This is a genomic window from Nonomuraea sp. NPDC046570, assembly GCF_040645915.1.
In the GTDB taxonomy this organism is placed as follows: Bacteria; Actinomycetota; Actinomycetes; order Streptosporangiales; family Streptosporangiaceae; genus Nonomuraea.
In genome coordinates, this window is record NZ_JBEYZF010000011.1 from 49079 (window position 1) to 75315 (window position 26237).

The following is a 26237-nucleotide window of genomic DNA, read 5'->3' on the forward strand; positions in this document are numbered from 1 at the left end:
CCCATGTGTTCATGTCCCGCGCGCCCCGTCGGGGGCGAGGTCAGCGCGGGAAGGCGAAGGCGGCTCCGGTGGCGATGGCCACGGCGAGGGCCACGACGACCAGGACCGTGCCCAGCGGGTCGCGGCGGCGGGGCAGCGGCGCGGAGACCGGGCGGCGGGGCCGGTACGGCTGCGCGGTGGGGGTCGGGCGGGGCTTGGTGGGGGTGGCGCGCGGCGTGGGCCTGGCGACCGACCGGACGACCGCGATCGGTGGCGGCGGCGGCGGTTCGGGAGTGGGCGTGGGGGTCGCCGGAGGCGGTGTGCGCCTCGGGGTGGGCTTGACGGGGGGCGGGATCGTGGGAGCGGGGGGCTCCGGGGTGGGCTCGTACGACGGAGGCGGCGGAGACGGCGTCAGCGACGGCGCGGGGCCGCAGTCGACGCAGCAGTCGGGGACGCCCATGCCCACGTGCACCCCCACGACCACGTCGACGCCGACCGCCACGCACACGGTGATCCCCGGAACGGGATCGGCCGCGACGCTCGGCGCCCCCAGGGGCACCACGAGCGTGGCCCCGACGATCACGAGCAGGGCCCGCGCCCCTGTCAGCCGCGTGGAACGGGCGGGGGTGGCGCCGGTCGGGCGGGGTGGAGTACCCACGGTGCGGGCGGGCACGGTCACAGAGCCCCGTTGATGCGCTGGAGCTCGGCCAGGAGGCTGGTGAAGGCGTCGGGTTCCACCGCCAGCGCCCCGTCGAACACATGTGACACGTCGACCGTCAGGTAGGTCCCGGCGGCCAGCAGGCCCGCCATCAGCGCCAGCGGCACCAACGTGAGCCCGCGCGGCCGGGACCCGGCGAGGAACGGCAGCAGCAGGACGCCGATCCCGGTCAGCACGGTGATGACGAGCAGCCCGCCGGGCGGGGTGGTGGCCGCGTCCATGGCGCGCTGGCGGCGGGCCGAGGAGATCTCCTTGAGGTGTTCCAGCACCGTCGTCCGCACGTCCTTGGCGTCGTCGGTCCGCGCGGGCAGGGCGGTGACCTCGCGGCGCAGCCCTTCGAGCCGGGTCCAGCCGTCGGAGCTGAGCTTGCCGTCGGCGGCCATGAGCCGCCATTCCGGGCCGCGCACCAGGTGAACGTAGTCGCGCAGCGCCGTCTGGGTCTGCGCGGCGACCGGGGCGGGCAGCTCGGCGGCGGCCCAGTAGGCCTCGGCGACGGCCTGACTCTCGGCGTAGGTGTTGAGCCTGGCCGCGTCCGCCGTCGTCCACGGCACGACGATCGCGATCGCGAACGCCAGCAGGAACAGCGCCGAGATCATGGCTCCGGCGTGGCCGGTGGTGGGACCGCCCGGATCGGTGTCGTCGGCCCCCTTGACGAAACGGGCCGCGATGGCCACCACACCGATGGCGCAGCACGCGACGAGCACATAGACAGCCATGACCCTCTCCTGACCTCAAGCGAACCCAGCTTGGACAATCACGGAGGGTAACGCAACAAACGCGCTGCGCGCACGCTGTTGAGGATTCAACCGCCGCACGTGTCGGCGTTTCCGACGACCACCTGCTTTCCCTCACCCGGCACGACGGTCACCGCGCAGCCCTTCCCGTCCCGCTCGGCGACGGAGACCTGCCACCGCGCCGGGTACGGCTTCGCCTCCGCCGGGCCCCCAATGACCTGCAAGGACACCCTCATGGTGTTCTTCCCGGCCCGCAGGAGCATCTTGGGGTTGGACCACACCACGCCGCCGGGCAGACAGGCGCGCGGGGACATCTCCCTGCCGTTGATCGTCACCGTCACCTGCCGTCCCTCCGGGCAGATGGCGTGGAGCAGGAACCTGCCGCCCGAGGCTTTGAAGGTCACCTCCTCGGTCCGCCCGCCGCGCTCGTACTCGGCGGCGATCAGCGCGCGCGCGATGTCGTCCACCTGGGCGGCCCGCGCCAGCACCCCGCCCCAGTCGTACGCCACCGGCGGCTGGGCCGTCGCGATCATCGCGACCGCGCCCGCTCCCGCCGCGGCGACCGCGGCCAGGGCGCTCCCGCGGCGCCGCCTGATCCGCCTGGCCCGCCGTTCGACGCCGGCGACGGCCACACCCCGGTAGGGGCCGTCCCCGCTGTCGCGCTCCAGCAGTTCGCGCAGATCCTGTTCGGTGATGGTCATGGCCTGCTCTCCATCCTGATCGCGGCCTGGGCCTGGGGGTCGAGCCGCAGCTTGGCCAGCGCGCGGCTGGCCTGGCTGCGTACGGTCGCCGCCGAGCAGCCGAGGACGGCGGCGATCTCCTGATCGGCCATGTCCTCGAAGTAGCGCAGCACGACGACGCCGCGCTGCCGGGCGGGCAGGGCGATCAGAGCCGCGCGGAGGGCGTCGCGGGCCCCGATCTCTCCCTCGTGGTCGCGCTGGTCGGGCAGCTCGGGCAGTTCCCCGGTCGGCACCTCGCCGCGCCAGCGCCGCCGCCACCAGGAGGCGTGGGTGTTGGTGAGGATGCGGTAGACGTACGGATCGGGGTTGTCCCCGACGCGGCGCCAGGCCAGCCACGCTTTGGCGAGCGCGGTCTGCACCAGGTCCTCGGCCTGCCCCCAGTCTCGGCAGAGCAGGTAGGCGGTCCTGACTAAGCGGGCCGAGCGCTGCTCGACGTAGCGCTCGAAGTCGGCTCGGTCCCGCATGTGTCGTCCTCACTGCTCGGCGGCGTCAAGGACTACTACGCCCCGAAGGTCCCCGGGCGTTGCACGGATCAGCGCGGACGCGGTGAGGGGAGCGAGGCGGTCGCGGGTTGAGCATTCGCCGTGAGGTGAACGAGGGGCCCGAGCTCAGCCTTCGCCGTGAGGGGGCGGGGAGTGCGGGCTCGATTTCGCCGTGAGGTGGGTTCGGGTCAGTCCTCGTGGCGGCGGCCGGTGTCGCGGGGCAGGCCCGTCCAGGGGTTGTGGGAGTCGCGGGGCATGCCCGTCCAGGGGCTGAGGCGGCCCTGGTCCGATTCGCCGGTCAGCAGTTCTCGCCACTGCTCGCGCCAGGCCGACAGCCCGCGCTTGATCGGCTTGGCCTGGGAGTCGCCGATGATCTTGACGTCGCCCATCAGCACGAACGCCTTCACCTTGATCCGTGGCACGTCCATGCCCTGGGGCGCCTCCAGGACGTTGACCCGCTTGTCGCCCATGATGGCGACGCCTTCGAGGTCGACGTCGACGCCGTCCGGCACGATGATCTTCACGTCGCCCATCACGGCGGTCGCCACGATGTCGACGGTGTTGCCGCGTACCTCGGCCTCGCGCAGGTCGAGCACGACGTCGCCCATCACCGCGACCGCGCCGAGCTCCCCGTCGATCTGCCACTTGCCGCGCCTCTTGGAGTCACCCAGGACGGCGACGAACCAGCGCCTCTTCCGCTCGGAGGGCTGCGATCGCGCCGCGGGCATGGATGCCGTCCCCGCCGCGGGAAGGTCGGCGACCAGCAACTGGAGCTGCGCGTGCGTGGCCGAGGTGTAGGCCGCCTCGGTGCGCTCGGTCAGCTCGGTCAGGGTGAGCCGGCCTTCCACCGACGCCACCTTGAGGTGCTCGACGACGGCCTCGCGCTCCGCGTCCGAGGCCCGGAGCCCGCCCGGATCAGTCATACTCGCAACATATCGCGTTTCATGGCGACTCATGTTCCTTCGCAGGGAGGAATCACGTCATAGACCGAAAGCTGTAGCCGTACCAGGTCATCAGCGAAGCCACCAGGTACGGCAGGCCGGTGCGGGTCGCCGCGATCGGCCCCATGTGCCCCTAAGCTCCCCTGTATGCATGAGGAACAGCTCTACCGTGCCGCACTCAACGGCGACCTGGAGACCGTGAGCGACCTGCTGGCCGGCGGCGCCGACCCGAACGCGATCAGCACCGGCGAGGACGAGGGCCTGCCGCTCTGCGCGGCGGCCGCCTGGGACCGGGTGGGCGTCGTCGGCGCGCTGCTGGCGGCCGGCGCCGACGTCAACGGCAGGGAGAGCGGCGGCTGGCACGCTCTGCTGTGGGCAGCGGCCAACGGGCACGCCGAGACCGCCGAGGCGCTGATCGAGGCGGGCGCGCAGGTCGACACGCCCAACGACGACGGCGACACGCCGCTGACGCTGGCCACCAGGCGGGGCGCGCTCGGCGTGGTCCGGGTGCTGCTGGAGGCGGGCGCGGACGCCAGGAAGTACGACGGCGACGGCGACACGCCGCTCGACATCGCCGTGGACTGGGTGGGCGTGCACCTGGAGAGCGCGCTGCTCGACCAGATCGAGCAGGACGGCTGGGACTACATCGTGGGCCGCCAGTTCGCCAAGGACGGCACCGAACTGGTCACCGTGGCCGGTCAGTCGTCCGAGGGCGAGAGCGAGCAGGTGCAGGCGCAGCGCGGGCACGCGGCCGTCGCCACGCTGCTGGAGGAGGCCACAGGCGCGTTCACGCCGGTGGAGCAGCTCGTCGCGCGGGCGATCGCGCACCGCGACACCGACGAGGACGCCGAGACGTGGTGGATCGTCGCCGACGCGCTGGGCAAGCGGGGCGACGAGGAGACCTACGACGCGCTGGCCAAGCTGTGCGTGAGCGAGGACGCCCGGGAGCGGGAGTTCGGCGTGGACGCGATCTCCCAGTTCGGGTTCGACGAGGGGGCCAAGCCGTACCTGGAGCGGACGCTGCCGCTGCTGCGCCGGATGGCGACGACCGAGGGCAACCCGCAGGTGCTGCGGTCGGTGCTGGCCGGGCTGGGCCACCAGGGCGACCGGCGGGCGCTGCCGGAGGTGCTGGGCATCATCGGCCGGGCCGGGCACATGCGCACGATGACCGACGCCATCGCGCTGGCCGACGTGCTGCCGCCGGAGCACGCCGAAGGGCTCGCGCTGCTGATCGCGATGACCGTGGACGAGGACGAGGAGGTCCGCGACTGGGCGACGGCCGGGCTGGCCAAGCTCGACGCCGACACGCCGCAGATCCGCGACGCGCTGGCCGCGCGGCTCGAGGACGGCGACCTCAACACCGTCGCCGAGGCCACCCGCGGCCTGGCCGAGCGCGGCGACCCGCGCGCCGAGCAGGGCGTCAAGCGGGTGCTGGCGGAGAGCGACGACGACTACGCCCGCGACCTGGTCACCGAGGCCGCCACCAAGCTAGGGACCTGACAGCGCCGGGGCGGACCTGAGGACGTCCCCGGCCAGGCCGACGTCGCCGCCGAGTTCGGCGGCGACGGTGCCGGGCTCGCCCCGACCGCCCAGCAGGAAGCAGAAGTCCACCACGTCGGCCGTGACGTACGCGTCGATCGGCCCGCCGGGCGGGTCCTCGACGCCGAGCGGCACGTCCCAGGCGCCGCCGCCGGCGCCGGTCAGCGTCAGCCGCAGCGTGCGGCCGGTCCCGTCCAGGCCGGACAGCAGCATGGTCCAGGGCAGCAGCCGCGCGCACAGGTCGGCGGTCGGGTGCACGTGCTCGGGGACGGGGTGCGGCAGCCGCAGGCCCGCGATCCTGGCCGCGTCGTCGGTGTGCACCCAGGTCTCCAGTCCCCTGGCCAGCACCTGGTCGCGGACCGGCGCGGCGGGCCCGCCCGCGCTCACGATCCGGTCCGGGTCGGCGCCGGCCACGTGGCGGCAGAGCGCGTCGGCCTGCGCCCGCCAGTCGCGCCGGGTCTGCTCGGGGCTGCGGGCCCGCTCGTGCGCCTGCATCTCGGCGGTACGGCCGAGCGCGTCACCGGCCCCGATCGGCGGCCCGAGCACGGGCGCGCCCACCGCCGCGGCCACCAGCCCGTCCTTGGCGGCCAGATGCGCGACGAGCTCCTGCAGCGTCCCGCCTTCGACGATCACCCGCGACCAGTCGTCGTCGACGGCGGAGGCGAGCAGCGCGTCCAGCGCGGCCACCCGCCCCGCGTACGGCGCGGCCCAGCTCACGGTCGCCGCCGCGGGCCTGCGCCTGGCCCTGGCCCCCGCCAGCAGTTGGGGCCGCAGGGAGCGCTCGGGCACCGGGGAGTCCTCCGCCACGGCGTCGAGGTACAGCCGTCCGACCGGGTCCATCACGCCTCCTGTTCCGCCAGGTCCTCGGCCAGGCGGCGCAGCGCCGTCCTGATCCGCGACTTGGCCGTGCCCTCGGGCACGCCGAGCTCCTCGCCGACCTGCCGGTAGGTCCTGCCACCGTAGTAGGCCAGCTCGACCGCCGCCCGCAGCGCCTCGGGCAGCCGCCGTACGGCCCGTCGCACCCGGTCGGCCTCGTCGGCGTCCAGCACCGTGTCCTCCAGCCGGGGCGGCGCCGGCTCGAAGAGCCGGGGGGCCAGCACGGACACGCGGCGGCGTTCCTCGGCGCGCACGTGGTCGACGGCCCTGCGGTGCGCGATGGTGGCCAGCCAGGCGCGCAGCGAGCCCCGGTCCGGGTCGTAGGCGAGGGGGCGCTCCCAGAAGATCAGGAACACCTCCTGGGTGATGTCCTCGGCGATCACCCGGTCCCTGGTGACCCGGACCGAGAGGCCGAAGATCAGTGAGGAGAGCCGATCGTAGATCTCCCCGAGTGCGGACTCGTCGCCGCCGACCACCCGCTGGTGCAGCAGGCGATCGTCGTTCGGTGCCGCCACTGGCACCACGCTCCCGTGATCCGGACCAAGGCGGCAGGGGCGCCGCGACCCGAGCATGTCATTATTCGCCGGAAAAGTTGAGTCGGATGACGTAATCCCGGACGACCTGCCGGTGGTAGTCCATGACGATCTCCACCAGCTTCCGGTCGCCCCCGAGCAACTCGGCCAAGGGGCCCGCGTCGCGGCGGGCGAACGACTCGGCCCACCAGTCACGGGCGACCACCGACCACGGCAGCCCGCCTGGCCTGGTCGGGCAGAGCCGCGCGATGGCGCGCCACTGCGGGGTCTCGTCCAGCGCGTCGAGGTCGCACAGCGCGTGGGCCACCAGGTGCCGGGCGGGCGAGGCGGAGCGCGGCATGCCCTGGCCGAGCACCAGGACCCGGGCGACGGCGCCGCGCCTGCTCCGGCACACGTAGCCGATGCTCCGCTCGGCCAGCCACAGCTCGTCGATGCTGGCGGCGAGCCGTACCGCGAGTTCGGGCTCGAGGTCGGCGAGGTCGCGCGCGGCGGTGGCGACCTCGGTGCCGGGCAGGCCCGTGTCCGGGTCCCAGAGGCGGTTGATGACCTGTTCCAATTCACCGCAATGGGTCGTCATTGGTCGTGCCTCCTTCTGGGCCCTGTGAATGTCAGAAGTCCGGCAGCGGAAATGGCATTACAGCTACCCTGCTCCCGGTTCTGGAATTCAATAGTCAGGAGAATGCGTGAGAATCAGACTGACCGTCGCACTCGTGCTGTTCGGCGCGGGCTGGCCGGCCGTCCCTGCGGGGGCGGCCGTGGCCGACCACGACCAGTGCCTGATCGACACCGAGCTGGCCATCGCCCGCCAGCTTGAGAGCCATCCCGGCGGCCGGCGGGTCGGCCCCGACACCGTCGCCTACGACCGCGGCGCCCTGCTCATCACCTTCAGGCCCGACTCGTGCCTCCGGTTGCGCTCGTTCTCCGCCTGCCAGATCGCGGGCAGCAACCGCCGCTTCGCCTGTCTGTGGACCCGGCCGAACACCGAGGGTGACCTGCGCAGATACGACATCAAGAACAAGTGGATCAATCTCCGGGCCGACCCGCTCGCCATCCGCGCCTTCGGCTCGCTGGAGAACGACCACCCCGGCGATCTGCTGATCAAGAAGACCAGGTCCGGCGTGGCCAAGGCCTACCGCACCGGCTCGATGGACCCCGACACCCTCGACGGCACGAACCCCGTCGGTTACTGGCCGCTCATCTGCCTGAAGACGGCGGCACGCGGAAGCTGCGCCTGATCTTCCCGGTGAGTGCCGGTCCGCGCCCGGCACTCACCACGCCGCCGCCCATTCCTGGCTGATAAATGTCTGATAACCCACGGTCGCCGGTCCTTTGGGCGTGGAAAGGGAAATATCTTCGGCGGCGATAAGGCGACCCGTTTCAGGACTGATGACAATAATCCGCATTCGCGGTGGGCCGTCGTCGAATCCGATCGCGCGGCCCGCCCGCCCGAGCCGGTCGGCCACCGCCCCCAGGTCGTACAGGTCGGGGCGCTCGGCCAGCACCCGCCACAGCGCGGCGGCGAGGCCCGGCTCGACGGCCTCGCGCGCGTGCAGGTCGAGGACGGCCTGCAGCAGCCGGGCGGTCGGCGGGCGCCCGGGATCCTGGCCCTCGGCGAGCTGGTCGCGCAGCGTCGCGGGCGTCCTGGACAGGCGCGCCGCCCACGGCCCCATCGACGCCCGCACCGGCTGCACCCGGTCCCGCGCGGGCGCGGGCGAGGCGGGCCACACCGGCCGCACCCCCGCGAACCCCTCCAGGTGCGGTTCGCCGGGCCGCTCGTCCCTGCGGTACACCCCGGTGCCGCTCACCGGCATCCACATCTCGACGATCCTCGGCACGATCACCGCGTCGGCCGCCGCCGCGCCGATCGTCGCCTCGGTGCTCCACTCCTCGATGACCAGATGGCTGTACGGCAGGCCGGGCTCGCGGGTCCACGGCGGCTGCCGCTCGGCCGCCTCCGCCAGCCGCAGCAGCCGCTCCCCCGCCGGGGCGAAGGCCGCCGCGCGCAGCCCGCCGCGCGAGGACGCGCTCATCGTGCGGTAGTTGCGCTCCACCATCGCCAGCACCGAGCCCGGCGGCCCGCCCGCGCCGTCGCGCAGCACCACGACGGCGAGCAGGCAGCCCGCGAGCGCGAGGGACGCCGCGAGCGCGGGGAAGCCGAACCGCCGCCACCGCGGCGCCCGCCCGCACCGCAGGCGGGCCAGGATCGCCTCCCGCGCGTGCGCGGTGAGCAGGGCCCCGGCGGCGTCTCCCGGCACCGGGTTGTGCCCGGCGATCAGGGCCCCGAGCCGGTCCTCGCGCTCAGACATCACAGGTCCTCACGATCTCCTCCAGCCGCCTGCGGGCTCGGTGCAGCCGCACCGCGGCCGCGTTCGGCTTGCACCGCAGCACCTCGGCGACCTCGCCCACGGTCAGCTCCTCCCAGTAGTGCAGGCGCAGCACCTCGCGGTCCCGCGCGGGCAGCCTGGCCATCAACTCCTCGAAGGTGACCCGGTCGGCGACCTCGCCCGCCGGGTCGGGTACGGCGGAGCTCTGCCGTACCCCCTTCATCCGGCCGAGCAGCCGGCCGCCGCGCAGTTCGGTGCGCAGGCCGTTGCGGACGTGGCCCCAGGCCACGCCGTACAGCCAGAAGAGCGCCTGGTCGTCGGACTCCGGGATGGCGTCCACCTTGCGCCAGGCCGTCTCGAAGGTCCTGGACACGACGTCCTCCACCATCGCCGCCGGCACGCGGCGCGCGGCGTAGGCGGCGACCTGCCCGCAGAACGCGTGGAACAGTGTCACCAGCCGCTTGTCGTCGTCGTCGGTCACCAAGGCCCTCCCAAGGCATGGAAGTCCGCACGGCCGCCACTGATTACACGCCCGTTCACCCCTGTCACGGAAGGTAGCCATGAGGTATGCGCGATATGTTCGGAGCTGAACAGCAAGCGATTGAAGGGATATCCGCCATGGCGACGACCCGCACCGCGACCACGCAGTGGAAGGGCGCACTGCTCGACGGTTCCGGTTCCGTGAAGCTCGAATCCTCGAGGGTCGGCACCTTCGACGTCTCGTGGCCGTCACGTGCCGAGGCCCCGAACGGCAAGACCTCCCCTGAGGAGCTCATCGCCGCGGCCCACTCCTCCTGCTTCTCGATGGCGCTCTCGCACGGCCTGGCCGGCGCGGGCACGCCGCCGCAGACGGTGGAGACGACGGCGGACGTGACGTTCCAGCCGGGCGAGGGCATCACCGGCATCGTCCTCAGCGTGAAGGCTCAGGTGCCCGGCATCACCGCCGAGCAGTTCCAGCAGGCGGCCGAGACCGCCAAGGCCAACTGCCCGGTGAGCAAGGCCCTGGCCGGCACCACCATCACGCTCAACGCCGAACTGCTGGCCTAGCAGGTGAAACGGCCTCGCCGCCCGCCCGGCGGCGGGGCCTCTTCCATGCGAGAATGGGGCCACATGCGAGAGATATGGCCGGGCGAGCCCTATCCACTCGGCGGCACCTGGGACGGGGTGGGCACCAACTTCTCGGTGTTCTCCGAGGTCGCCGAGCGCGTCGAGCTGTGCCTGTTCCACGACGACGGCTCCGAGGAGCGGGTCGATCTGCCCGAGGTCGACGGCTTCGTCTGGCACGGCTACCTGCCGGGAATCGCCCCAGGTCAGCGGTACGGCTTCCGCGTCCACGGCCCCCATCGGCCGTCGACCGGGCATCGGTGCAATCCGGCGAAGCTGCTGCTCGATCCGTACGCCAAGGCGATCGAGGGTGAGCTGCGGTGGAACGAGGCGGTCTTTCCGTACCACTTCACCGATCCGGGCAAGGTCAACACGGTGGACAGCGCGCCGTACATGCCGAAGAGCGTGGTGATCAATCCGTTCTTCGACTGGGGGACCGACCGGCGGCCGCACACGCCGTACCACCAGACCGTCATCTACGAGGCGCATGTGCGCGGGCTCACCATGCGGCACCCGGCGGTGCCTCGGGAGCAGCGCGGCACCTACGCGGGGGTCGGGCATCCCGCGATCATCGATCACCTGCTGTCGCTGGGGGTCACGGCGGTCGAGCTGATGCCGGTGCACCACTTCGTGCCCGAGCACTTCCTGGTGGCGCGGGGGCTGACCAACTACTGGGGCTACAACACGATGGCCTACCTGGCCCCGCACGGGCCCTACTCCAGCGCGGGGCAGCGCGGGGAGCAGGTGCTGGAGTTCAAGGCCATGGTGCGGGCGCTGCACGAGGCGGGCATCGAGGTGATCCTCGACGTGGTGTACAACCACACCGCCGAGGGCGATCACATGGGGCCCACGCTGGGCTTCCGCGGCATCGACAACGCCGCCTACTACCGGCTGCACGACGGGGACCGGCGCTACTACCTCGACTACACGGGGTGCGGCAACTCGCTGAACGTGCGGTCGCCGCACGCGCTGCAGCTCATCATGGACTCGTTGCGCTACTGGGTGCTGGAGATGCACGTCGACGGGTTCAGGTTCGACCTGGCCTCGGCGCTGGCCCGTGAGCTGCACGACGTGGACCGGCTGTCGGCGTTCTTCGACCTGATCCAGCAGGATCCGGTGATCTCGCAGGTTAAGCTGATCGCGGAGCCGTGGGACGTGGGTCCGGGCGGGTACCAGGTGGGCAACTTCCCGCCGCTGTGGACGGAGTGGAACGGGAAGTACCGGGACGTGGTCCGGGACTTCTGGCGCGGGACGGGGTCGGCGATGCCCGAGTTCGCCTCCCGGCTGGCCGGGTCCGCCGACCTGTACGCCTCCTCCGGGCGCCGTCCGGTGGCCTCCATCAACTTCGTCACCTGTCACGACGGGTTCACCCTCACCGACCTGGTCTCCTACGACCGCAAGCACAACCAGGCCAACGGCGAGGACAACCGCGACGGCACCGACGACAACCGGTCCTGGAACAGCGGCGCCGAGGGCCCGGTCGAGGACCCCGCGATCGTCCGGCTGCGGCAGCGGCAGCGGCGCAACTTCCTGACCACGCTGTTCCTGTCACAGGGGGTGCCGATGCTCTCCCACGGCGACGAGATCGGGCGCACCCAGCGGGGCAACAACAACGCCTACTGCCAGGACAACGAGATCGCGTGGGTCGACTGGTCGCTCCTGCACACCGAGGCCGACCTGCTGGAGTTCGTCCGCGCGCTGTCCGACCTGCGCCGGGCTCACCCGGTCTTCCAGCGGCGCCGGTTCTTCCACGGGCGCTCGCCCGAGGACGGCCGGCGCGACCTGGTGTGGCTGACGCCCACAGGGAAGGAGATGACGGCGGGCGACTGGCACACCGGGTACGCCAAGTCGATGGGCGTCTACCTGAACGGCGAGGCCATCACCGAGCCCGGCCCGCGCGGGGAGCGGATCGTGGACGACTCCTTCCTGCTGCTGATCAACGCCCATCACGAGGACATGACGTTCACCCTGCCGGGGGCGGAGTTCGGCAGCAGGTGGACGACGGTGCTGGACACCGCCGATGACTCCCCCCGGCCGGAGGCGCCCGCGGACGAGGACCGGCGGCCGGGGGCGCGGGTGACGGTGACGGCCCGCAGCGTCCAGGTGATGCGTCACCCGCTGTCGTCCGGCCCGTACGACGGCACCCGCTAACCGATCGCCACCGCCGCCGCCAGCAGCACCAGCACGAACGTGGTCACCCCCGCCAGGCCGTGCAGCACGACCGCGATCAGCGGGAAGCGCTTCTCGGCCCCCTTGGCGTGCCGGCCCGCGCCCAGCCACCGGGTGAACATCGTGAACCCGAGCAGCGCCGACGTCGCCAGCACGGCGAACGCCACCCACGCCATCACCCGCGACCCGGTGACCAGGTGCACGATCCAGCAGGCCAGCGCGGAGAGCGCGAGCATGGGGTGGGAGAAGATCAGCGCGGCGGGGAAGCGCGTGACCTTCGCCGCCTGCTGCCGCATCCCGCCACCCGACAGCCACAGGTAGAGCAGGTAGATGCCGACCATCGCGGTGATCAACCATGTCACGACAGTGACCAGACCCACTGGGCCTCCTCGAAGTCCCCGATCCCTGCCGCCACGCTATGCACAAGAGCCGACGCACGTCACCGGATACACCAAAGTGCTATCCGTCCTACGAAATCGCCCGCCGAGCCGGCCTGTCGGTGGCGTGTGCCAAGGTAGAGGAGTGCGTCGCATCCATCCCGACATCGAAGACAATCCAGACATCGAACAGGCCTACGCCTACCCGCCCGACCGGCCCTGGCTGCGCCTCAACATGGTCTCCAGCGCCGACGGCGGCGCCTGGCTGAAGGGCCTGTCCGCCGGCCTGTCCAGCAAGGGCGACCGGCGGATCTTCGGAGTGCTGCGCGGGCTGAGCGACGTGATCCTCGCGGGCGCCGCCACCGTCAGAGCCGAGGGGTACGGCCCGGCCAAGCCCCGCGAGTCGTGGCGCGGCCTGCGCGCCGGGCGCCCCGCCGCCCCGCCGGTCGCCGTCCTGACCCGCCGCCTCGACCTCGACCTGTCCCGCCCGCTGTTCACCGAGGCCCGGCCGGACGCCCGCCCGATCGTCATCACCTGCGCCGCGGCGCCCGCCGACCGGCGCGCCGAGGCCGCCGCGCTGGCCGAGGTGATCGTGGCCGGTGACGACCGGGTCGACCTGGAGCGGGCGGTGCGCGAGCTGCACGACCGCGGGCTGACGCGGATCCTGTGCGAGGGCGGGCCGAAGGTCAACGGCCAGCTCGCGGCGGCGGGCCTCATCGACGAGCTGTGCCTGAGCGTCAGCCCCCTGCTGATCGGCGGCGACGCGGCCCGCGTGCTCAACGGCGAGACCTGCCAGGTGAACCTGACCCTCCGGCAGGTGCTGGAGGAGGACGGCGCCCTGTTCTGCAGCTACGTGAGGGAGTGACGACATGGACGAACCCGTCGAGATGAGGCTTCCGGTCCTGCCGCCGGTGGCGCCGATGCTGGCCAAGGCGGTCAAGGGCATGCCCGCGCAGGACGGCACGCTGTTCTACGAGCCGAAGTGGGACGGGTTCCGCTGCATCATCTTCCGGGACGGCGACCAGGTCTTCCTGGGCAGCCGCAACGAGCGGCCGTTCACCCGCTACTTCCCCGAGCTGGTCGAGGCGGTCAAGGCCGAGCTGCCCGAGCGGTGCGTGGTCGACGGTGAGATCGTCCTGCGCAAGGGGCAGGAGCTCGACTTCGAGGCGCTGCAGCAGCGCATCCACCCGGCGGCGTCGCGGGTGCGGATGCTGGCCGAGCAGACCCCGGCCTCGTTCGTCGCCTTCGACCTGCTGGCGCTGGGCGACGAGTCGCTGATGGAGACCCCGTTCGCCGAGCGCAGGACGCGACTGGAGTCCATCTTCGGCGCGGCCGGCCGGTCGATCAGGCTGACCCCGATCTCCACCAGCGACGGGCAGGCCGCCGACTGGTTCGAGATGTTCGAGGGGGCGGGGCTCGACGGCATCATCGTCAAGCCCGGCGACCAGCCGTACGTGCCGGACAAGCGGACGATGTTCAAGGTCAAGCACGAGCGCACCGCCGACGTGGTGATCGCGGGCTACCGCGAGCACAAGAGCGGGCCGATCGTGGGCTCGCTGCTGCTCGGGCTCTACGGCGACGACGGGCGGCTGCACCATGTCGGGGTGGCGGCCTCGTTCCCGATGGCGCGCAGGGCCGAGCTGGTCGAGGAGCTCAAGCCGTACCTCGCCGAGCTGGGCGAGCACCCGTGGGGGCACTGGGCCGAGCAGGCCGCCGCCACCGTCGGCCAGCCCGCGGCGGGGCCCGCGACGGGCGGGCAGCGGGTGCCGGGGGCGATCTCGCGGTGGAACGCCAAGAAGGACCTGTCGTTCATCCCGCTCAGGCCGGAGCTGGTGATCGAGGTGGCCTACGACAGCATGGAGGGCGACCGCTTCCGGCACACCGCGCACTTTCGGCGCTGGCGGCCCGACCGTACTCCGCGGTCGTGCACCTACGAGCAGTTGGAACGACCGATTTCGTACAACCTTGATGACATCCTTGCCCGATAGCGAAGAAATGCGTTATATCTCGTCTCATGAGCAGTTCTACCGGTGACGAGCTGAAGGCGGCCGTTTCCGCGCGCCGCGACCTGGGCCCGGACTTCGAGGACGCCATCGTCGAGTCGTTCCTCGACAAGATGGGCCAGGAGGTCGACCGGCGGGTGGACGAGCGCCTGGCCGCCGCCGCCCCGTCGATGCGGCAGGTCACCAACGACAAGGTCGCCGACGGGCAGCGCCTGGCGCTGGCGATCGTGTCCCTGGTGATGGGCACGGGCGCCACGATCGCCATGGCGGAGAGCAAGTCCCCGATGGAGATGTTCCTCATCGTGTGGCTGGGCATCGTGGCGCTCAACGCCGCCTTCACCCTGGGCCGCCGCCGCTCCTGAACCCCGCCGCCCTGAAGCCGTGCCGGTCCTGAAGCCCGCCGCTTCTGAAGCCCGCCGCTTCTGAAGCGCGCCGGTTCTGCGACCGCGCCGGTCAGGGGGCGAGCCAGATGAGGCCCGCGAAGCGGCCGGCTCGCTGCTCCCTGCGGTGGGAGTAGAGTTCCGCCGACTCGATGGTGCAGCGGGCGTCATGGCGTACCTCGCCGACCCCGGCCGCGCGGAGCTGGGCGTCGATACCGGCGCGCAGGTCGAGCGCGGGGGTGTCCCAGGAGGTCCGCGACCAGGTCTCCGGCACCCGGCCTGCCACCCGCTCGCGCAGCTCGGCCGGCACCTCGTAGCAGCGCCCGCACGCCCCCGGCCCGACCAGCGCCACCATCCGCGCCGGACGGGCGCCCTCGGCCGCCATCGCCTCGACCAGCGCCGTCGCCACCCCCGCCTCGGTGCCCGGCCGCCCCGAGTGCGCCGCGCCGACCATCCGGGCGACGGGATCGGCCACCAGCACCGCCGGGCAGTCGGCCCCGAGCGCCGCCAGCGCCAGCCCCGGCTCGGTGGTGAAGACGGCGTCGAGCGGCGGCGGGTCGTCGCCGAACGGCCCGCTGACACGAGCGACGTCGGCGCCGTGCACCTGGCGCATGAACACGATGTCCCGCACGCCCAGCTCGGCGGCCGTCAGCCGCCGGTTCTCCCGCACGGCCGCCGGGTCGTCGCCGACGAGCCCGCCGAGGTTGCGCGAGCCGTACGGCGGCGCGCTCACGCCACCGTGGCGATCGGTCACGACGGCGTGTACACGGTCGGCGAGAAGCATGCCTCGATTTTAGGCCGCTGCCCGCGACGATCATCCGGATATGATCGGTTAGATGAACGCGGATGCCGACGAAGCCGCGCGGGGCCGCGCGAACGTCCTCTACAGCAGGGCCGAGTCGTACTTCAACCTCGACCGCAACGACGCCGCCATCGCCGACCTGACCGAGGCGATCACCCTCGTGCCCGGCATGGCCAGGGCCTGGCGGATGCGCGGCGAGTGCCACCGCCTGAACGACCGCTACGACGCGGCGCTCAGCGACTTCGACGAGGCGCTCAAGCTCGAACCGGACAGCGCGTTCTCGATCGGCTCGCGCGGCCAGGTGTACGCCGCGCTCGATCGTCCCGAGGAGGCGCTGGCCGACTTCGAGCACGCGCTGACGCTGGCCCCCGGCGAGCACTGGATCCTCGACTCCAGGGCGGGGCTGCTGGCCGACCTCGGCCGCTGGGACGAGTCGCTGACCGACCTCACCAAGCTCATCGAGCTGGACGGCGAGTCCGCCCGCTCCTGGTCGCGCCGGGGCGACCTGTACTACCGCATGGACCTGTACACCGAGGCGCTCGACGACTTCACCCAGGCGTTGCGCGTCGAGCCCGGCAGCGTGCGGGCGCTCACCGGCCGCGGCGACACCCTGCGGATGCTGGACCGGGACGAGGAGGCGCTCGCCGACCTCACCTCCGCCGTGCAGCTCGCGCCGGACAACGCCAGCGCCCTCGCCAGCCGCGGCGCGACCCTCGCCGACCTCGAACGCTTCGAGGAGGCCATGGCCGACCTCGACCGGGCCGTCGAGGCCGCCCCCGGGTACGCCTGGGCCTACCAGGTGCGCGGTGGGGTGCTGCAGACCCTCGACCGCCATGAGGAGGCGGTGGCCGACTTCACCAGGGCACTCGACCTTGAGCCGTAACATGCGGGCATGAAGGTCATCCTGTTCGGCGCCACCGGCATGGTGGGACAGGGGGTCCTGCGCGAGTGCCTGCTGGACCCCGAGGTCGAGTCCGTGCTGGCCGTGGGCCGTACCGCCACGGGGGTACGGCACGCCAAGCTGCGCGAGCTGCTCCGCCCCGACCTGTTCGACCTGCCCGCCCTGGACGGCTTCGACGCCTGCTTCTTCTGCCTGGGCGTGTCGTCGGTGGGCATGAGCGAGCAGGACTACCGGCGGGTCACCCACGACCTGACGCTGTCGGTCGCCGGGCGGCTGGCCGGGCAGGAGAAGCTGACGTTCGTCTACGTCTCCGGCGCGGGCACCGACGAGCGGGGCAGGAGCATGTGGGCCCGGGTGAAGGGCCGCACCGAGAACGCGCTGCTCGCCCTGCCCTTCCAGGCGTACATGTTCCGGCCCGGCTACATCCAGCCGCTGCACGGCATCACCTCCAGGACCAGGTGGTACCGGCTGGCCTATGTCGTCGTCGCCCCGCTCTACCCGCTGCTGCGGCGGCTGTTCCCGGCCCAGGTGACCACGACCGAGCAGATCGGCAGGGCGATGCTCGGGGTGGCCAGGCGCGGGTGGCCGCGCCGCGTGCTGGGGCCGAAGGACATCAACGAGGTCCGGCCGTAGCCTGGCGGCCGCGTCGCCACCCCGGCGTTCACCGTCGGCGGCATGAGACGCGCGCTCGGGCTGATCTGGGTAGGGGGGTACTCATGCCCGTTCTCTCCCGTTGCCGGATGCTCAACGCAGCCACTGACAAGGGGAGAACGACATGTGGAGCATCCGAAAGACAGCGGGGGTGGCGGCCTCGGCCGCTCTGCTCTTCTCGATGGCGGGTACGGCCGCCGCGGCTGAGGCGTCCAGCGCGCCGCCGTGGAAGTCCTGCGCCAACGGGTCGGCCTGCCTGTACGAGAAGGCCAAGGGCCAGGGCGTGCGGACCACGCTCGACTGCGGCCTGACCTTCCTGCCCGCCGGCGTCGCCAACAACACCGTCTCCGCCTGGAACAAGTCGGGCCAGCCGCTCTACCTGTTCGACGCGCTGGCCGGCGCGGGACAGCCCGACATCCTCGACATCATCCCGGTCGACGACAAGGGGACGAAGGAGAAGGAGAACCAGGTCGCGCTCGACGCCGACGCCGCCAAGAAGGCCGACTTCGCCTTCTACGCGTGCGCCGACGAAGAGGATTGACCCTAACGCCCCCGGCCCGCCGCCCCCTCCAGGGCGGCGGGCTTCACAGGTTCAGCCCGGCCCGTCTTCCTCACTCACAGCCCTGGCCTTGCTGGGCTGGACCCTCATCGGCTCGCCCGGCATCTTCGGGTAGTTCGGCGGGTACGGCATGTCCCCCCGTTCGTCCCGGTCGTACCACTCCAGGAGTGTCTCGAGGGAGAACGCGCGGTCGTCGATGGCCGCGTGCACATCGCCCAGTTTGGCGAAGCGCGCGGGCACGGTACGGATGTCGAAGTCGGCCGGGTCGGCGTCGACCAGCTCCTCCCAGGTCAGCGGGGTGGAGACGGGCGCGTGCGGCTTGGCCCGCACGGAGTAGGCGCTGGCCACGGTGCGGTCGCGGGCGTTCTGGTTGTAGTCGATGAAGACCTTCTCGCCGCGTTCCTCCTTCCACCAGTTGGTGGTGGCCAGCGCGGGCGCCCGGCGTTCGATCTCCCGGGCGAAGGCGATGGCGGCGTGCCGTACCTGGGTGAAGTCCCACTGGGGCGCGATGCGGACGTTGATGTGGATGCCGCGGCTGCCGGAGGTCTTGGGGAAGCCGATCATGCCCAGCTCCTCCAGGACGGCCCTGGCCTCGAAGGCGACCTTGCGCGCCTCGTCGAAGCCGGTGCCGGGCTGCGGGTCGATGTCGATGCGCAGCTCGTCCGGGTGCTCGACGTCGCCCGCGCGGACCGGCCACGGGTGGAAGTCGATGGTGGCGAGGTTGGCGCAGTAGGCGATAGCGGCCACCTCGGTCACCTTGAGCGCGTCGGCGCTGCGCCCGCTGGGGAAGCGGATCGTGACGGTCTCCAGCCAGTCGGGCCGCTTGGCGGGCATCCGTTTCTGGTAGATCGCCTCGGTCTGCACCCCATCCGGGTGCCGTTTGAGGTAGGTGGGCCGATCCTTGAGCGCGCGCAGTGCCCCCTCGCCGACGCTCACGTAGTACTCCACCAGCGCCCGCTTGGTGGCGCCGATCTCCGGAAAGTAGATCTTGTCGGGATTGGTGACCTTCACGGTCCGCCCCCCGACCTCAAGCTCTATGTACGGCGATGCCATGAGGCGAACCTACCCGGGGATAGGCGGGGGTGTCCCGGAGCGGCCACGGCGGCGGGACCGGGCGGGCTCGACAGGACACCCCGACGACCACCCGCCGATCTCGCCGGTCGGGCGCTGGCGCGCCACCCGGCCGGCCATGACAGGTCGCCGACGGCTCCAGCACGGGCGTTGGCTGTGCCGCCACTGCGACCTGGCAGGTGATCTCACCCTCTGGAAGGCGATGTCACCCCCCATAACCATAAAGACGCATATTTCACCAGAAGGGATGCTCGACGGGTGGATATCTTCTTTGACCTGCCTGGTTAGGCTGGGAGCATGGACAAGGTGGTCAAGAGCGACGCCGAGTGGCGCGTACAGCTGTCTCCCGAGGAGTTCCACGTGCTCAGGGAGGCCGGCACCGAGCGCCCCTACACCGGGGAGTACGTCGACACCAAGACCGAGGGTGTCTACTCCTGCCGCGCGTGCGGGGCCGAGCTGTTCCGATCCGACTCCAAGTTCGAGTCCCACTGCGGCTGGCCCAGCTTCTACGAGGCGCGGGACTCCGACGCGGTGGTGCTGATCGAGGACCGCGCCCACGGCATGCTCCGTACGGAGGTCCGGTGCGCGACCTGTGACAGCCATCTGGGCCACGTCTTCCACGGCGAGGGCTACGCCACGCCCACCGACGACCGCTACTGCATCAACTCGGTCTCCCTGAGGCTCGAACCCGCCAAGTAGGCCCCCTGGTCTCGGCCGTACAGACCCCGCAGAGCGTCAACCGACGGGAAATCCCGCACTTCGGCGCCCTCGGAGATGGCACGATAGGCGCTCACACGGAGCACCCGGCCGGTCGCGCGTTGTGTCCGCGCTCGCCGCCGGGCTCCGCGTCCGATTCAGGCGAACGATACGTCGACGCCGGCCGTCGCGCCTGTCGTGGTGTCGGTGGGTGGCGTCCGCGCCGTCCAGAAGGCGGGATGGATCGTGCAATGGCAGCAAGTGGTGATGCTGGGCGCCACCGGCGGGCTGGTCGTCGAGGTCATCACCCTCTGGGGGCATCTGACCTCATGGCAGCGTGCCCGGCACATCGCCCGGGTGGGCAGGAAACGCGTCCTGCCCTCACTGTCGCAGTACATCGACCCGCAGGCGGACACGCTGGTCGCGGTCACCCGGCTGCTGCTGGGCGCCGCGGCCGGCGTGCTCATGCACGATCAGATCGACGGCCCGATGGCGGCGATCGCGGTGGGCGCCGCCGGTCCCGCGCTGCTACGCCATCTGGGGTCGGGCCGTACCGTCCATGACGCCCTGGCGCGCGGCGAAAGCCCGGCGCGGCCCGCCGCGGACGCCCCGGTGGTCCCGCCCGCGAGGCAACGGCAGAAGCAGGGGGCGGTCGAGTGAGAACGCAGTCCTCTCTGCGGCGCCGGTACTGGGAGTCGCTCACCGACGCCTCCCCAGGAGATCCCCGGGGTTGTCCGGGCCGCGGTCTGCCGCACCGCTACCGCGCCGCGCTCTTGGGTGCCTGCCCTCCTCCCCGTGACGCCGAACGGGCTGTGGAGCGTCCTCCGCGAAGGACGCAGAACGTGTCCGCCGTCTTGTCCGGGCTGCTGGTCGCGGCCACGGTCCTCGGGGTCGTCGCCATCCGTTTCGCTCACGAGAGTGCCACGGTGGCGCTCTCGCCCCGCCGCACCGGCCCCGTGAACTCGGTGGCGTTCAGCCCCGACGGCCGCACCCTGGCCAGCGGCAGCACCGACGGCGGCATCCGGCTCTGGGACACGCTCACCCGCCGCCCCCGCGTCACCCTCACCGGCCACACCGGCCCCGTGAACTCCGTGGCGTACAGCCCCCTCCGCCACACGCTGGCCAGCGGCAGCGCGGACCGCACCATCCGGCTCTGGGACACGCTCACCAACCGCCAGATCGCCGCCTCCACCAACAGCGGCCCGGTGAGCTCACTGGCCTTCAGCCCCGACGGCCGCATCCTGGCCAGCGGCGGCACCGACGGCGGCATCCGGCTCTGGGACACCCTCACCCGCCGCCCCCGCGTCACCCTCACCGGCCACACCGGCCCCGTGAACTCGGTGGCCTTCAGCCCCGACGGCCGTATCCTGGCCAGCGGCGGCACCGACCGCACCATCCGGCTCTGGGACACCCTCACCAACCGCCAGATCGCCGCCTCCACCAACAGCGGCCCGGTGAACTCGCTGGCCTTCAGCCCCGACAGACGCACCCTGGCCAGCGGCAGCCAAGACCGGATCATCCGCCTCTGGGACACCACCGGCCGCCGGATCGGCTCCTTCTTCACCGGCCACATCGGCCCCGTGAACGCCCTGGCCTTCAGCCCCGACGGCCGCACCCTGGCCAGCGGCAGCGGGGACCGTACCGGTGACGGCACCGTGCGCCTCTGGGACATGACCACCGACCGCAGGGTCGGTGTCGCCTTCACCCACCACACCGGCCCCGTCAAGTCCGTGGCCTTCAGCCCCGACGGCCACACCCTGGCCAGCGGCAGCGCCGACGGCACCCTGCGCCTCCGGGACACGGCGATGCCGGGCCAGGGGAGACCCGGCTGCCGGGACAGGAAGCCCGCCGAGGGCGCCGCCTGCTGAGCGCGGAGAAGCCAGGCTTGGCTCAGCCGGGCTCCGGGTGGGTCACCTTGCAGCTGTCGTCGTCCGGGCCGAGGATGTTGGCGAGGACGGGGTTGCCGTTCTCGCCGAACTTCGCCTGGACGAACACGACCGGGACGGCGACGCCCCGCTCCCTGAGGTACTCCAGGCCGCGCTCGCACAGGGTGATGGCCTGCGACGAGTTGTCCGCCGACTCCGGCAGATCCGTGTAGATCCTGAGATAGCCACCCACAGTCCGGATGTCCTTCAGTCTCTTGGCCGCCTTGTCGCTGTTGCCCCACCGCTCGGTGAAATACGCGGCAGCCCTCTCGTCGGTGTGCTCGGACTTCGCCCGCACACCCTGCTCACCGGCGCCCGGCTGCACTGGTGGTGGCCCGCCCTGTCCGGCCGCGAGGTGCCCGCCCGCGTCCTGCGCGACCGGAGGCCGGACGTCCGGGACCGGTTCGCCGGCGTCCCGCCCACCCGGGACCGGCGCCCCGGCCGGGGGCACCAGCTGGATCACCACCCCGCCCGGCGTCCGCGACGGCTCGTCCGCGAGCGTGCTGCCCGCCACCACCAAGCCCGCGACCGCCAGCGCCGCCACCACGGCCGACGCCTCCAGCGCCCAGCCCCGCCGCCTCGGCCTGCGCCGCCGTCCCGCCCGTCTGGATCGCACCTGGCCGCCGCCTTCGTCCACCCGTTGCCTCGCTAGGACAGGGATTTCCGCTGATTATGGCAAACGCGGACGGATCAGGACCGGTACATCACCGATCCGGAATGGTCCCGAGAAGATCAGGGCGCTGGTCCCATGCCCTTGGGAAGGCGGGCATGGCTGAATAGGGCATCCGGTCCGAACCAGTCCGAGGGGGTCTGATGGTGCTGGGGTGGAACGTCTACGCCCTGCAGTGCGTGCTGGGTGCGCTGGTCGAGGCGGCCAGGCGCGAGGAGCGGCGGCGCCTCGGCCAGGACCTGCACGACAGTCTCGGCCTGGCGCTGACCGGGATGGGGTTCGCGCTCGACGCCGTGGCGCGCATGCTGCGCGCCGGGGAGCACGAGGCGGCGCTCGCCCTCGTCGGGGAGATTAGGGGCCAGCTCAGTGAGACGGCGGCGGGCGCGCAGGCCGTCGTACGCGGCCTGCGACCGCCGGAGCTGGACCGGCTGGGCCTGACGGGGGCGGTCCGGGAGGCCACGACGGCGCTGTCGTCCAGCGGCGTCGAGGTGGACGTCGAGGCCGACGACACCGGCGGCCTCGACCCCGAGGTCGAGACCGCCGCCTACTGGACGGTGCGCGAGGCGCTGGCCAACGCGGCCAGGCACGCGACCCCACGCAGCTGCTCGGTACGGCTGCGCCGCAGCGGGGACGCCCTCGCGGTGACGGTCAGCGACAACGGCCGCGGCCTGCCCGCCCGCGCGGTGCCGGGCACCGGCCTGTCGTCCATGCGCGAGCGGGTGACCAGGCTCGACGGGGCGTTCACCATCGACACCGGCGCCAAGGGCACCACGATCGCCGCGTCCATCCCGCTGGTCAGAACAGCCCTCTGACGGGACGCCCGGCTAGGGCAGCGTGGCGATGAGGTCGCCGATCGGCTTGCGGACGCCGGTGAAGAACGGGGTCTCCTCACGGGTGTGCCGCCGCGCTTCGGCGCCGCGCAGCGTACGCATCAGGTCGACGATGCGGTGCAGTTCGTCGGCCTCGAAGGCGAGCATCCACTCGTAGTCGTTCAGCGAGAAGCAGGCGACCGTGTTGGCCCGCACGTCCGGGTACTCACGGGCCATCTTGCCGTGCTCGGCCAGCATCCTGCGCCGGTCGGCGTCGTCGAGGAGATACCACTCCAGCGAGCGCACGAACGGGTAGACGCTGACGTAGCCGCGCGGCTCCTCCTCGGCCAGGAACGCCGGGATGTGCGACTTGTTGAACTCGGCCGGCCGGTGCAGCGCCATCGCCGACCAGACCGGCTGGCTGAGCCGTCCGAGGGTGGTGCGCCGGAAGCGGGAGTAGACCTCCTGCAGGTCCTCCGCGGTGGGCGCGTGCCACCAGAACATGTAGTCGGCGTCGGCCCTGAATCCGGCCACGTCGTAGCAGCCGCGGGTCACCACGTCCTTCTCGGCCATCTGCTCAAGCAGTTCGTTGACCTCGTCGGCCATGCCTTCCCGGTTGCCGGGGCTCTGCTCGGTGGTCTTGAACACCGACCACATGGTGTAACGGATGACCTGGTTCAGATCGCGTGCCTTCAAGCTCATGGCCTCATTCTCCTCCGAGGGACAGGTGGTCCAGAATCCGGGCCGCCGCCGTACGGGCGGTGGACACGCAGGCGGGGACGCCGAGGCCGTCGTAGGCCGCGCCGCAGACGGCGAGGCTCGGCTCGACGGCCACGGCCGCGCGGACGCGGGCCACCCGGTCGAGGTGGCCGACGTTGTACTGCGGCAGACCGCCGCCCCAGCGGCTGACCCGGCTGTCGCGCGGCAGCCCGCGCACGCCCAGCACCTCGCTCGCCTCGGCCATCGCCAGCGAGACCAGCTCGCCGTCCTCGCGGTGCAGCAGGTGCTCTTCGCCGATCCGGCCGATCGAGTAGCGCAGCACGATGAGGTCGGGCGCGGACCGGGCCACGTGCGGCCACTTGATCGAGGTGAACGTCGAGCCCTTGATCGGGCGCCCGTCCACCGGCGGGACCAGGTAGCCGCTGCCGGTGGGGATCTCCGGGAAGGCGGTGCGCGGGAAGGCGAGGGTGATGATCGCCATGCTGGCGTAGTCGATCCTGGCCAGTTCGGCGGCGGCCTTGGGCACCTCGTCCGCGAGCAGCCTGGCGGCGGCGGGGCCCGGCGCGGCGACGATCACGGCGTCCGCGTCGATGACCTCCGGCCGGGGCACCGGCCCCGTCACCAGCCGCCAGCCCTCGGGCGTGCGGTGCAGCTCGCGCACGGTCACGCCGGTCCTGACGTCCGCGCCGGAGGCCTTGGCGACCGCCTCGGGCAGCGTGCCGAGGCCGCCGCGCAGCGTGGTGAAGACCGGGCCCGCGTTCTTGGGCGTGTCGGCCACGATCTCCCTGGCCGCCGACAGCAGCGAGCGCTCGGAACGTGCCACCGCGGCGATCCTCGGCATGGTCGCCTCCAGCGACAGCATGTCGGAGCGGCCCGCGTACACGCCGCCGAGCAGCGGCTCGACCAGGCGCTCGACCACCTCGGCGCCCATCCTGGCGCGGATGTAGGCGGCGACGGACACGTCCGTGCGGACCAGCGTGGCCGGCAGCACCTGGTCCAGCGGCACCCGCAGGAGCCCGCCCGGCGAGACGATGCCCGATCTGGCCAGTTCGGCGAGGTCCGCGGGCACGCCCATGACCTGCCCCTTCGGCATCGGCCGCAGCGCTCCCCTGGTGTAGACCGCTCCACCGGTCGGGCCCGGCGCCACCAGGTCGTCGGCCAGCCCCACCTGGGTCGCCAGGTCCTTGCCCTCGGGCCGCCTGGCCAGCATCGCCTCGGCGCCCTCGTCCACGCTGACGCCCGCTATCTCGGAGGCGATCAGCTTGCCGCCGATGCGGGAGGCGCCCTCCAGCACGGTCACCCGAAGTCGTTCGCCCGCGCTCTGGCGGAGAAACCACGCGGCGGCGAGGCCTGAGATCCCGCCCCCGACGATCACTACATGCCGTCGATTCCCGTCCACGTCTCAAGACGCTACCGCCTCGGGTGTCCGCCCTTCATCGTGACCACCCGGAAGACGGAACGTGACGCCTTCGAGACACCTCAGATCAAACCGACCTGAACCCACACCCGTCGTACAGGGCATGAAGAGTCTCCGGTACGGCGTTGCACTCACGGCGGCGTGTGCTGCCCTCCTCCTGTCGGGTTGTGGCGGGGGTGAGATGAGCCAGACGCTGAGCAGGGGCGGCGGCGCCGCCCCCGTGGCCCCCGCAGCGGAAGGCCCCATGCAGGACGCCGCCAGCTCTGCGATGCAGCGGAACGACGGCAAGACCGCCGAGCAGGTGAAGATCACGCCGGAGCAGCGCTCGATCGTCTACGTGGCCGAGATGACCGTCCGAGCAAAGGATGTGAGCACCGCCTCCGACCAGGCCAAGCAGCTCGTCGCCGGCGCCGGTGGCCATCTGGCCAGCGAGGAGTCCAACTCCTACGACAGCGGCGACGGCTCCGCCACGCTGGTCTTCAAGATCCCTCCGGCCCGCTACCAGGAGGTGCTGAACAAGCTCGCCAAGGACCTCGGCAAGCGCGAGACGCTCCAGCAGAACACCACCGACGTCACCGAGCAGGTGGCCGACGTGGAGAGCAGGCTGAAGTCGTCGGAGCAGGCGCTGGCCTCGCTGCGCACGCTGCTGAAGCGGGCCGACACCATCGGCCAGGTGCTGCAGGTCGAGCGGGAGATCTCCGCGCGCGAGGCCGAGCTGGAGTCGCTGCAGGCCAGGCAGAAGTCGCTGACCTCGCAGGTCGCGATGGGGACGCTTACGCTGCGCCTGGTCGGCCCTGCCGCCCTGGTGGTCGAGCCCGAGGACGAGCCGGCCGGCTTCCTCGGCGGCCTGAAGTCGGGCTGGGACGGCCTGGTGTCCTTCGTCAAGGTCGTCCTGACCGTGGTCGGCGTCCTGCTCCCCTGGCTGATCGTGATCGTCCCGCTGACGTTCCTGGCCCTCGCCCTGGTACGGCGCCGCCGCGCCAACCGCCCCCGCCCCGGTCCCGCGCCGTACTTCGCCACGGGCTCCGACCTGCCGCCGCACCACCCGGGTGAAGCCTCGTCGCGCCCCGCTGACGACGACGAGCCGTCAGGCGCGACCCGCGCCCAGTGACACGCG

At 72.1% G+C, this 26237-nt stretch carries 31 protein-coding genes; 15 read left to right on the top strand and 16 right to left on the bottom strand.

Annotated elements, in window-relative coordinates; translation table 11 throughout:
- Positions 1-40: 40 nt before the first annotated feature.
- The 5 genes from ABZ911_RS19345 to ABZ911_RS19365 form a co-directional block, all read right to left on the bottom strand.
- A complete protein-coding gene (locus ABZ911_RS19345; RefSeq protein ID WP_358057030.1) occupies positions 41-658 on the bottom strand; it encodes a hypothetical protein in 618 nt (205 codons plus the stop codon).
- Positions 655-1413 (bottom strand): hypothetical protein, encoded by a 759-nt coding sequence (locus ABZ911_RS19350; RefSeq protein ID WP_358057033.1) that lies wholly within the window; start codon positions 1411-1413, stop codon positions 655-657. Before ABZ911_RS19350 ends, ABZ911_RS19345 begins: the two co-directional genes overlap by 4 nt.
- 86 nt (positions 1414-1499) lie before the next feature.
- Positions 1500-2132: a hypothetical protein gene (locus tag ABZ911_RS19355; protein ID WP_358057036.1), complete on the bottom strand. Its 633-nt coding sequence runs from the start codon at positions 2130-2132 to the stop codon at positions 1500-1502.
- Positions 2129-2635 carry a SigE family RNA polymerase sigma factor gene (locus ABZ911_RS19360; RefSeq protein ID WP_358057039.1) on the bottom strand — a complete coding sequence of 169 codons (507 nt, stop codon included), beginning with the start codon at positions 2633-2635 and terminating at the stop codon, positions 2129-2131. The genes ABZ911_RS19355 and ABZ911_RS19360 overlap by 4 nt, the downstream gene beginning before the upstream one ends.
- A gap of 206 nt (positions 2636-2841) precedes the next feature.
- Positions 2842-3576, bottom strand: a complete 735-nt coding sequence (locus ABZ911_RS19365; RefSeq protein ID WP_358057042.1) for a DUF1707 domain-containing protein — start codon at positions 3574-3576, stop codon at positions 2842-2844.
- Positions 3577-3741: 165 nt separating this feature from the next.
- Between ABZ911_RS19365 and ABZ911_RS19370 the strand changes: the two genes are divergently transcribed.
- Positions 3742-5094 (top strand): ankyrin repeat domain-containing protein, encoded by a 1353-nt coding sequence (locus ABZ911_RS19370; protein WP_358057045.1) that lies wholly within the window; start codon positions 3742-3744, stop codon positions 5092-5094.
- Here ABZ911_RS19370 and ABZ911_RS19375 read toward each other — a convergent pair.
- The 3 genes from ABZ911_RS19375 to ABZ911_RS19385 all read right to left on the bottom strand — a co-directional run bounded on the left by ABZ911_RS19375 (position 5083) and on the right by ABZ911_RS19385 (position 7119).
- A complete protein-coding gene (locus tag ABZ911_RS19375; protein WP_358057048.1) occupies positions 5083-5973 on the bottom strand; it encodes a maleylpyruvate isomerase family mycothiol-dependent enzyme in 891 nt (296 codons plus the stop codon). The two genes, ABZ911_RS19370 and ABZ911_RS19375, sit on opposite strands and share 12 nt — an antisense overlap.
- On the bottom strand, positions 5973-6524 hold the full coding sequence (locus ABZ911_RS19380; RefSeq protein WP_358057051.1) for a sigma-70 family RNA polymerase sigma factor: 552 nt from the start codon (positions 6522-6524) through the stop codon (positions 5973-5975). Before ABZ911_RS19380 ends, ABZ911_RS19375 begins: the two co-directional genes overlap by 1 nt.
- Positions 6525-6585: 61 nt before the next feature.
- Entirely contained in the window at positions 6586-7119 is a 534-nt protein-coding gene (locus ABZ911_RS19385; RefSeq protein WP_358057054.1) for a hypothetical protein, read from the bottom strand.
- 106 nt (positions 7120-7225) lie between these two features.
- On the opposite strand from ABZ911_RS19385, the gene ABZ911_RS19390 reads away from it, so the two are divergent.
- The gene (locus ABZ911_RS19390; protein ID WP_358057057.1) at positions 7226-7777 is read left to right on the top strand and encodes a hypothetical protein; all 552 of its coding nucleotides are present in this window, start codon (positions 7226-7228) and stop codon (positions 7775-7777) included.
- A 33-nt stretch (positions 7778-7810) separates the two neighbouring features.
- Here ABZ911_RS19390 and ABZ911_RS19395 read toward each other — a convergent pair whose 3' ends face one another.
- Together ABZ911_RS19395 and ABZ911_RS19400 are read right to left on the bottom strand one after the other, a co-directional pair.
- Positions 7811-8848, bottom strand: coding sequence for a hypothetical protein (locus ABZ911_RS19395; RefSeq protein ID WP_358057060.1), 1038 nt, complete (start codon positions 8846-8848; stop codon positions 7811-7813).
- The gene (locus tag ABZ911_RS19400; protein WP_358057063.1) at positions 8841-9347 is read right to left on the bottom strand and encodes a sigma-70 family RNA polymerase sigma factor; all 507 of its coding nucleotides are present in this window, start codon (positions 9345-9347) and stop codon (positions 8841-8843) included. Before ABZ911_RS19400 ends, ABZ911_RS19395 begins: the two co-directional genes overlap by 8 nt.
- Positions 9348-9484: 137 nt before the next feature.
- Between ABZ911_RS19400 and ABZ911_RS19405 the strand changes: the two genes are divergently transcribed.
- Together ABZ911_RS19405 and glgX are read left to right on the top strand one after the other, a co-directional pair.
- The gene (locus ABZ911_RS19405; protein ID WP_358057065.1) at positions 9485-9913 is read left to right on the top strand and encodes an OsmC family peroxiredoxin; all 429 of its coding nucleotides are present in this window, start codon (positions 9485-9487) and stop codon (positions 9911-9913) included.
- Between the two features lie 63 nt (positions 9914-9976).
- The gene (gene glgX / locus ABZ911_RS19410; protein WP_358057068.1) at positions 9977-12121 is read left to right on the top strand and encodes a glycogen debranching protein GlgX; all 2145 of its coding nucleotides are present in this window, start codon (positions 9977-9979) and stop codon (positions 12119-12121) included.
- On the opposite strand, the gene ABZ911_RS19415 is transcribed toward glgX, so the two are convergent.
- Positions 12118-12501 carry a hypothetical protein gene (locus tag ABZ911_RS19415; protein WP_358057071.1) on the bottom strand — a complete coding sequence of 128 codons (384 nt, stop codon included), beginning with the start codon at positions 12499-12501 and terminating at the stop codon, positions 12118-12120. The two genes, glgX and ABZ911_RS19415, sit on opposite strands and share 4 nt — an antisense overlap.
- Before the next feature lie 160 nt (positions 12502-12661).
- Here ABZ911_RS19415 and ABZ911_RS19420 point away from each other — a divergent pair, with 160 nt between their 5' ends.
- Genes ABZ911_RS19420 through ABZ911_RS19430 form a run of 3 tightly spaced genes read left to right on the top strand, consistent with a single transcriptional unit; the run spans position 12662 to position 14881 of the window.
- On the top strand, positions 12662-13381 hold the full coding sequence (locus ABZ911_RS19420) for a pyrimidine reductase family protein (RefSeq protein ID WP_358057074.1): 720 nt from the start codon (positions 12662-12664) through the stop codon (positions 13379-13381).
- Between the two features lie 22 nt (positions 13382-13403).
- Positions 13404-14504 carry an ATP-dependent DNA ligase gene (locus tag ABZ911_RS19425; protein ID WP_358057606.1) on the top strand — a complete coding sequence of 367 codons (1101 nt, stop codon included), beginning with the start codon at positions 13404-13406 and terminating at the stop codon, positions 14502-14504.
- Positions 14505-14530: 26 nt separating this feature from the next.
- A complete protein-coding gene (locus ABZ911_RS19430; protein ID WP_358057077.1) occupies positions 14531-14881 on the top strand; it encodes a hypothetical protein in 351 nt (116 codons plus the stop codon).
- Between the two features lie 91 nt (positions 14882-14972).
- Here ABZ911_RS19430 and pgeF read toward each other — a convergent pair whose 3' ends face one another.
- On the bottom strand, positions 14973-15683 hold the full coding sequence (pgeF, locus tag ABZ911_RS19435; RefSeq protein WP_358057080.1) for a peptidoglycan editing factor PgeF: 711 nt from the start codon (positions 15681-15683) through the stop codon (positions 14973-14975).
- A 52-nt stretch (positions 15684-15735) separates the two neighbouring features.
- Between pgeF and ABZ911_RS19440 the strand changes: the two genes are divergently transcribed.
- The 3 genes from ABZ911_RS19440 (at position 15736) to ABZ911_RS19450 (ending at position 17794) form a co-directional block, all read left to right on the top strand.
- Positions 15736-16584 carry a tetratricopeptide repeat protein gene (locus ABZ911_RS19440; protein ID WP_358057083.1) on the top strand — a complete coding sequence of 283 codons (849 nt, stop codon included), beginning with the start codon at positions 15736-15738 and terminating at the stop codon, positions 16582-16584.
- Positions 16585-16593: 9 nt separating this feature from the next.
- A complete protein-coding gene (locus ABZ911_RS19445; RefSeq protein ID WP_358057086.1) occupies positions 16594-17235 on the top strand; it encodes an epimerase in 642 nt (213 codons plus the stop codon).
- Positions 17236-17377: 142 nt separating this feature from the next.
- A complete protein-coding gene (locus tag ABZ911_RS19450; protein WP_358057089.1) occupies positions 17378-17794 on the top strand; it encodes a peptidase inhibitor family I36 protein in 417 nt (138 codons plus the stop codon).
- Positions 17795-17845: 51 nt separating this feature from the next.
- Here ABZ911_RS19450 and ligD read toward each other — a convergent pair whose 3' ends face one another.
- Entirely contained in the window at positions 17846-18865 is a 1020-nt protein-coding gene (ligD, locus tag ABZ911_RS19455; RefSeq protein ID WP_358057092.1) for a non-homologous end-joining DNA ligase, read from the bottom strand.
- 315 nt (positions 18866-19180) lie between these two features.
- On the opposite strand from ligD, the gene msrB reads away from it, so the two are divergent.
- The 3 genes from msrB to ABZ911_RS19470 all read left to right on the top strand — a co-directional run bounded on the left by msrB (position 19181) and on the right by ABZ911_RS19470 (position 21447).
- Positions 19181-19582: a peptide-methionine (R)-S-oxide reductase MsrB gene (gene msrB, locus ABZ911_RS19460; RefSeq protein ID WP_358057095.1), complete on the top strand. Its 402-nt coding sequence runs from the start codon at positions 19181-19183 to the stop codon at positions 19580-19582.
- Between the two features lie 243 nt (positions 19583-19825).
- On the top strand, positions 19826-20239 hold the full coding sequence (locus tag ABZ911_RS19465; RefSeq protein WP_358057097.1) for a hypothetical protein: 414 nt from the start codon (positions 19826-19828) through the stop codon (positions 20237-20239).
- Between the two features lie 182 nt (positions 20240-20421).
- Complete coding sequence (locus tag ABZ911_RS19470) at positions 20422-21447, top strand: WD40 repeat domain-containing protein (RefSeq protein ID WP_358057100.1); 1026 nt, start codon at positions 20422-20424, stop codon at positions 21445-21447.
- Between the two features lie 22 nt (positions 21448-21469).
- Here ABZ911_RS19470 and ABZ911_RS19475 read toward each other — a convergent pair whose 3' ends face one another.
- Positions 21470-22120 carry a hypothetical protein gene (locus tag ABZ911_RS19475; RefSeq protein WP_358057103.1) on the bottom strand — a complete coding sequence of 217 codons (651 nt, stop codon included), beginning with the start codon at positions 22118-22120 and terminating at the stop codon, positions 21470-21472.
- A gap of 197 nt (positions 22121-22317) precedes the next feature.
- On the opposite strand from ABZ911_RS19475, the gene ABZ911_RS19480 reads away from it, so the two are divergent.
- On the top strand, positions 22318-22986 hold the full coding sequence (locus ABZ911_RS19480; RefSeq protein ID WP_358057106.1) for an ATP-binding protein: 669 nt from the start codon (positions 22318-22320) through the stop codon (positions 22984-22986).
- Between the two features lie 12 nt (positions 22987-22998).
- Here ABZ911_RS19480 and hemQ read toward each other — a convergent pair whose 3' ends face one another.
- Both hemQ and hemG read right to left on the bottom strand, forming a co-directional pair.
- Positions 22999-23685: a hydrogen peroxide-dependent heme synthase gene (gene hemQ / locus ABZ911_RS19485; protein ID WP_358057109.1), complete on the bottom strand. Its 687-nt coding sequence runs from the start codon at positions 23683-23685 to the stop codon at positions 22999-23001.
- 4 nt (positions 23686-23689) lie between these two features.
- A complete protein-coding gene (gene hemG / locus ABZ911_RS19490) occupies positions 23690-25102 on the bottom strand; it encodes a protoporphyrinogen oxidase (RefSeq protein WP_358057112.1) in 1413 nt (470 codons plus the stop codon).
- A 199-nt stretch (positions 25103-25301) separates the two neighbouring features.
- On the opposite strand from hemG, the gene ABZ911_RS19495 reads away from it, so the two are divergent.
- Positions 25302-26231 carry a DUF4349 domain-containing protein gene (locus ABZ911_RS19495; RefSeq protein WP_358057115.1) on the top strand — a complete coding sequence of 310 codons (930 nt, stop codon included), beginning with the start codon at positions 25302-25304 and terminating at the stop codon, positions 26229-26231.
- Positions 26232-26237 lie beyond the last annotated feature (6 nt).

Bases quoted from the DNA above. Each gene is read 5' to 3' on its own strand.
- ABZ911_RS19385 (WP_358057054.1), bottom strand. From the start codon at position 7,119: ATGACGACCCATTGCGGTGAATTGGAACAGGTCATCAACCGCCTCTGG.
- glgX (WP_358057068.1), top strand. From the start codon at position 9,977: ATGCGAGAGATATGGCCGGGCGAGCCCTATCCACTCGGCGGCACCTGG.
- ABZ911_RS19495 (WP_358057115.1), top strand. From the start codon at position 25,302: ATGAGCCAGACGCTGAGCAGGGGCGGCGGCGCCGCCCCCGTGGCCCCC.
- ligD (WP_358057092.1), bottom strand. From the start codon at position 18,865: ATGGCATCGCCGTACATAGAGCTTGAGGTCGGGGGGCGGACCGTGAAG.
- ABZ911_RS19430 (WP_358057077.1), top strand. From the start codon at position 14,531: ATGAGCAGTTCTACCGGTGACGAGCTGAAGGCGGCCGTTTCCGCGCGC.
- ABZ911_RS19395 (WP_358057060.1), bottom strand. From the start codon at position 8,848: ATGTCTGAGCGCGAGGACCGGCTCGGGGCCCTGATCGCCGGGCACAAC.
- ABZ911_RS19445 (WP_358057086.1), top strand. From the start codon at position 16,594: ATGAAGGTCATCCTGTTCGGCGCCACCGGCATGGTGGGACAGGGGGTC.
- msrB (WP_358057095.1), top strand. From the start codon at position 19,181: ATGGACAAGGTGGTCAAGAGCGACGCCGAGTGGCGCGTACAGCTGTCT.
- ABZ911_RS19425 (WP_358057606.1), top strand. From the start codon at position 13,404: ATGAGGCTTCCGGTCCTGCCGCCGGTGGCGCCGATGCTGGCCAAGGCG.
- ABZ911_RS19450 (WP_358057089.1), top strand. From the start codon at position 17,378: ATGTGGAGCATCCGAAAGACAGCGGGGGTGGCGGCCTCGGCCGCTCTG.
- ABZ911_RS19350 (WP_358057033.1), bottom strand. From the start codon at position 1,413: ATGGCTGTCTATGTGCTCGTCGCGTGCTGCGCCATCGGTGTGGTGGCC.
- hemQ (WP_358057109.1), bottom strand. From the start codon at position 23,685: ATGAGCTTGAAGGCACGCGATCTGAACCAGGTCATCCGTTACACCATG.
- ABZ911_RS19365 (WP_358057042.1), bottom strand. From the start codon at position 3,576: ATGACTGATCCGGGCGGGCTCCGGGCCTCGGACGCGGAGCGCGAGGCC.
- pgeF (WP_358057080.1), bottom strand. From the start codon at position 15,683: ATGCTTCTCGCCGACCGTGTACACGCCGTCGTGACCGATCGCCACGGT.
- ABZ911_RS19360 (WP_358057039.1), bottom strand. From the start codon at position 2,635: ATGCGGGACCGAGCCGACTTCGAGCGCTACGTCGAGCAGCGCTCGGCC.
- ABZ911_RS19375 (WP_358057048.1), bottom strand. From the start codon at position 5,973: ATGGACCCGGTCGGACGGCTGTACCTCGACGCCGTGGCGGAGGACTCC.
- ABZ911_RS19370 (WP_358057045.1), top strand. From the start codon at position 3,742: ATGCATGAGGAACAGCTCTACCGTGCCGCACTCAACGGCGACCTGGAG.
- ABZ911_RS19405 (WP_358057065.1), top strand. From the start codon at position 9,485: ATGGCGACGACCCGCACCGCGACCACGCAGTGGAAGGGCGCACTGCTC.
- ABZ911_RS19440 (WP_358057083.1), top strand. From the start codon at position 15,736: ATGAACGCGGATGCCGACGAAGCCGCGCGGGGCCGCGCGAACGTCCTC.
- ABZ911_RS19480 (WP_358057106.1), top strand. From the start codon at position 22,318: ATGGTGCTGGGGTGGAACGTCTACGCCCTGCAGTGCGTGCTGGGTGCG.
- ABZ911_RS19355 (WP_358057036.1), bottom strand. From the start codon at position 2,132: ATGACCATCACCGAACAGGATCTGCGCGAACTGCTGGAGCGCGACAGC.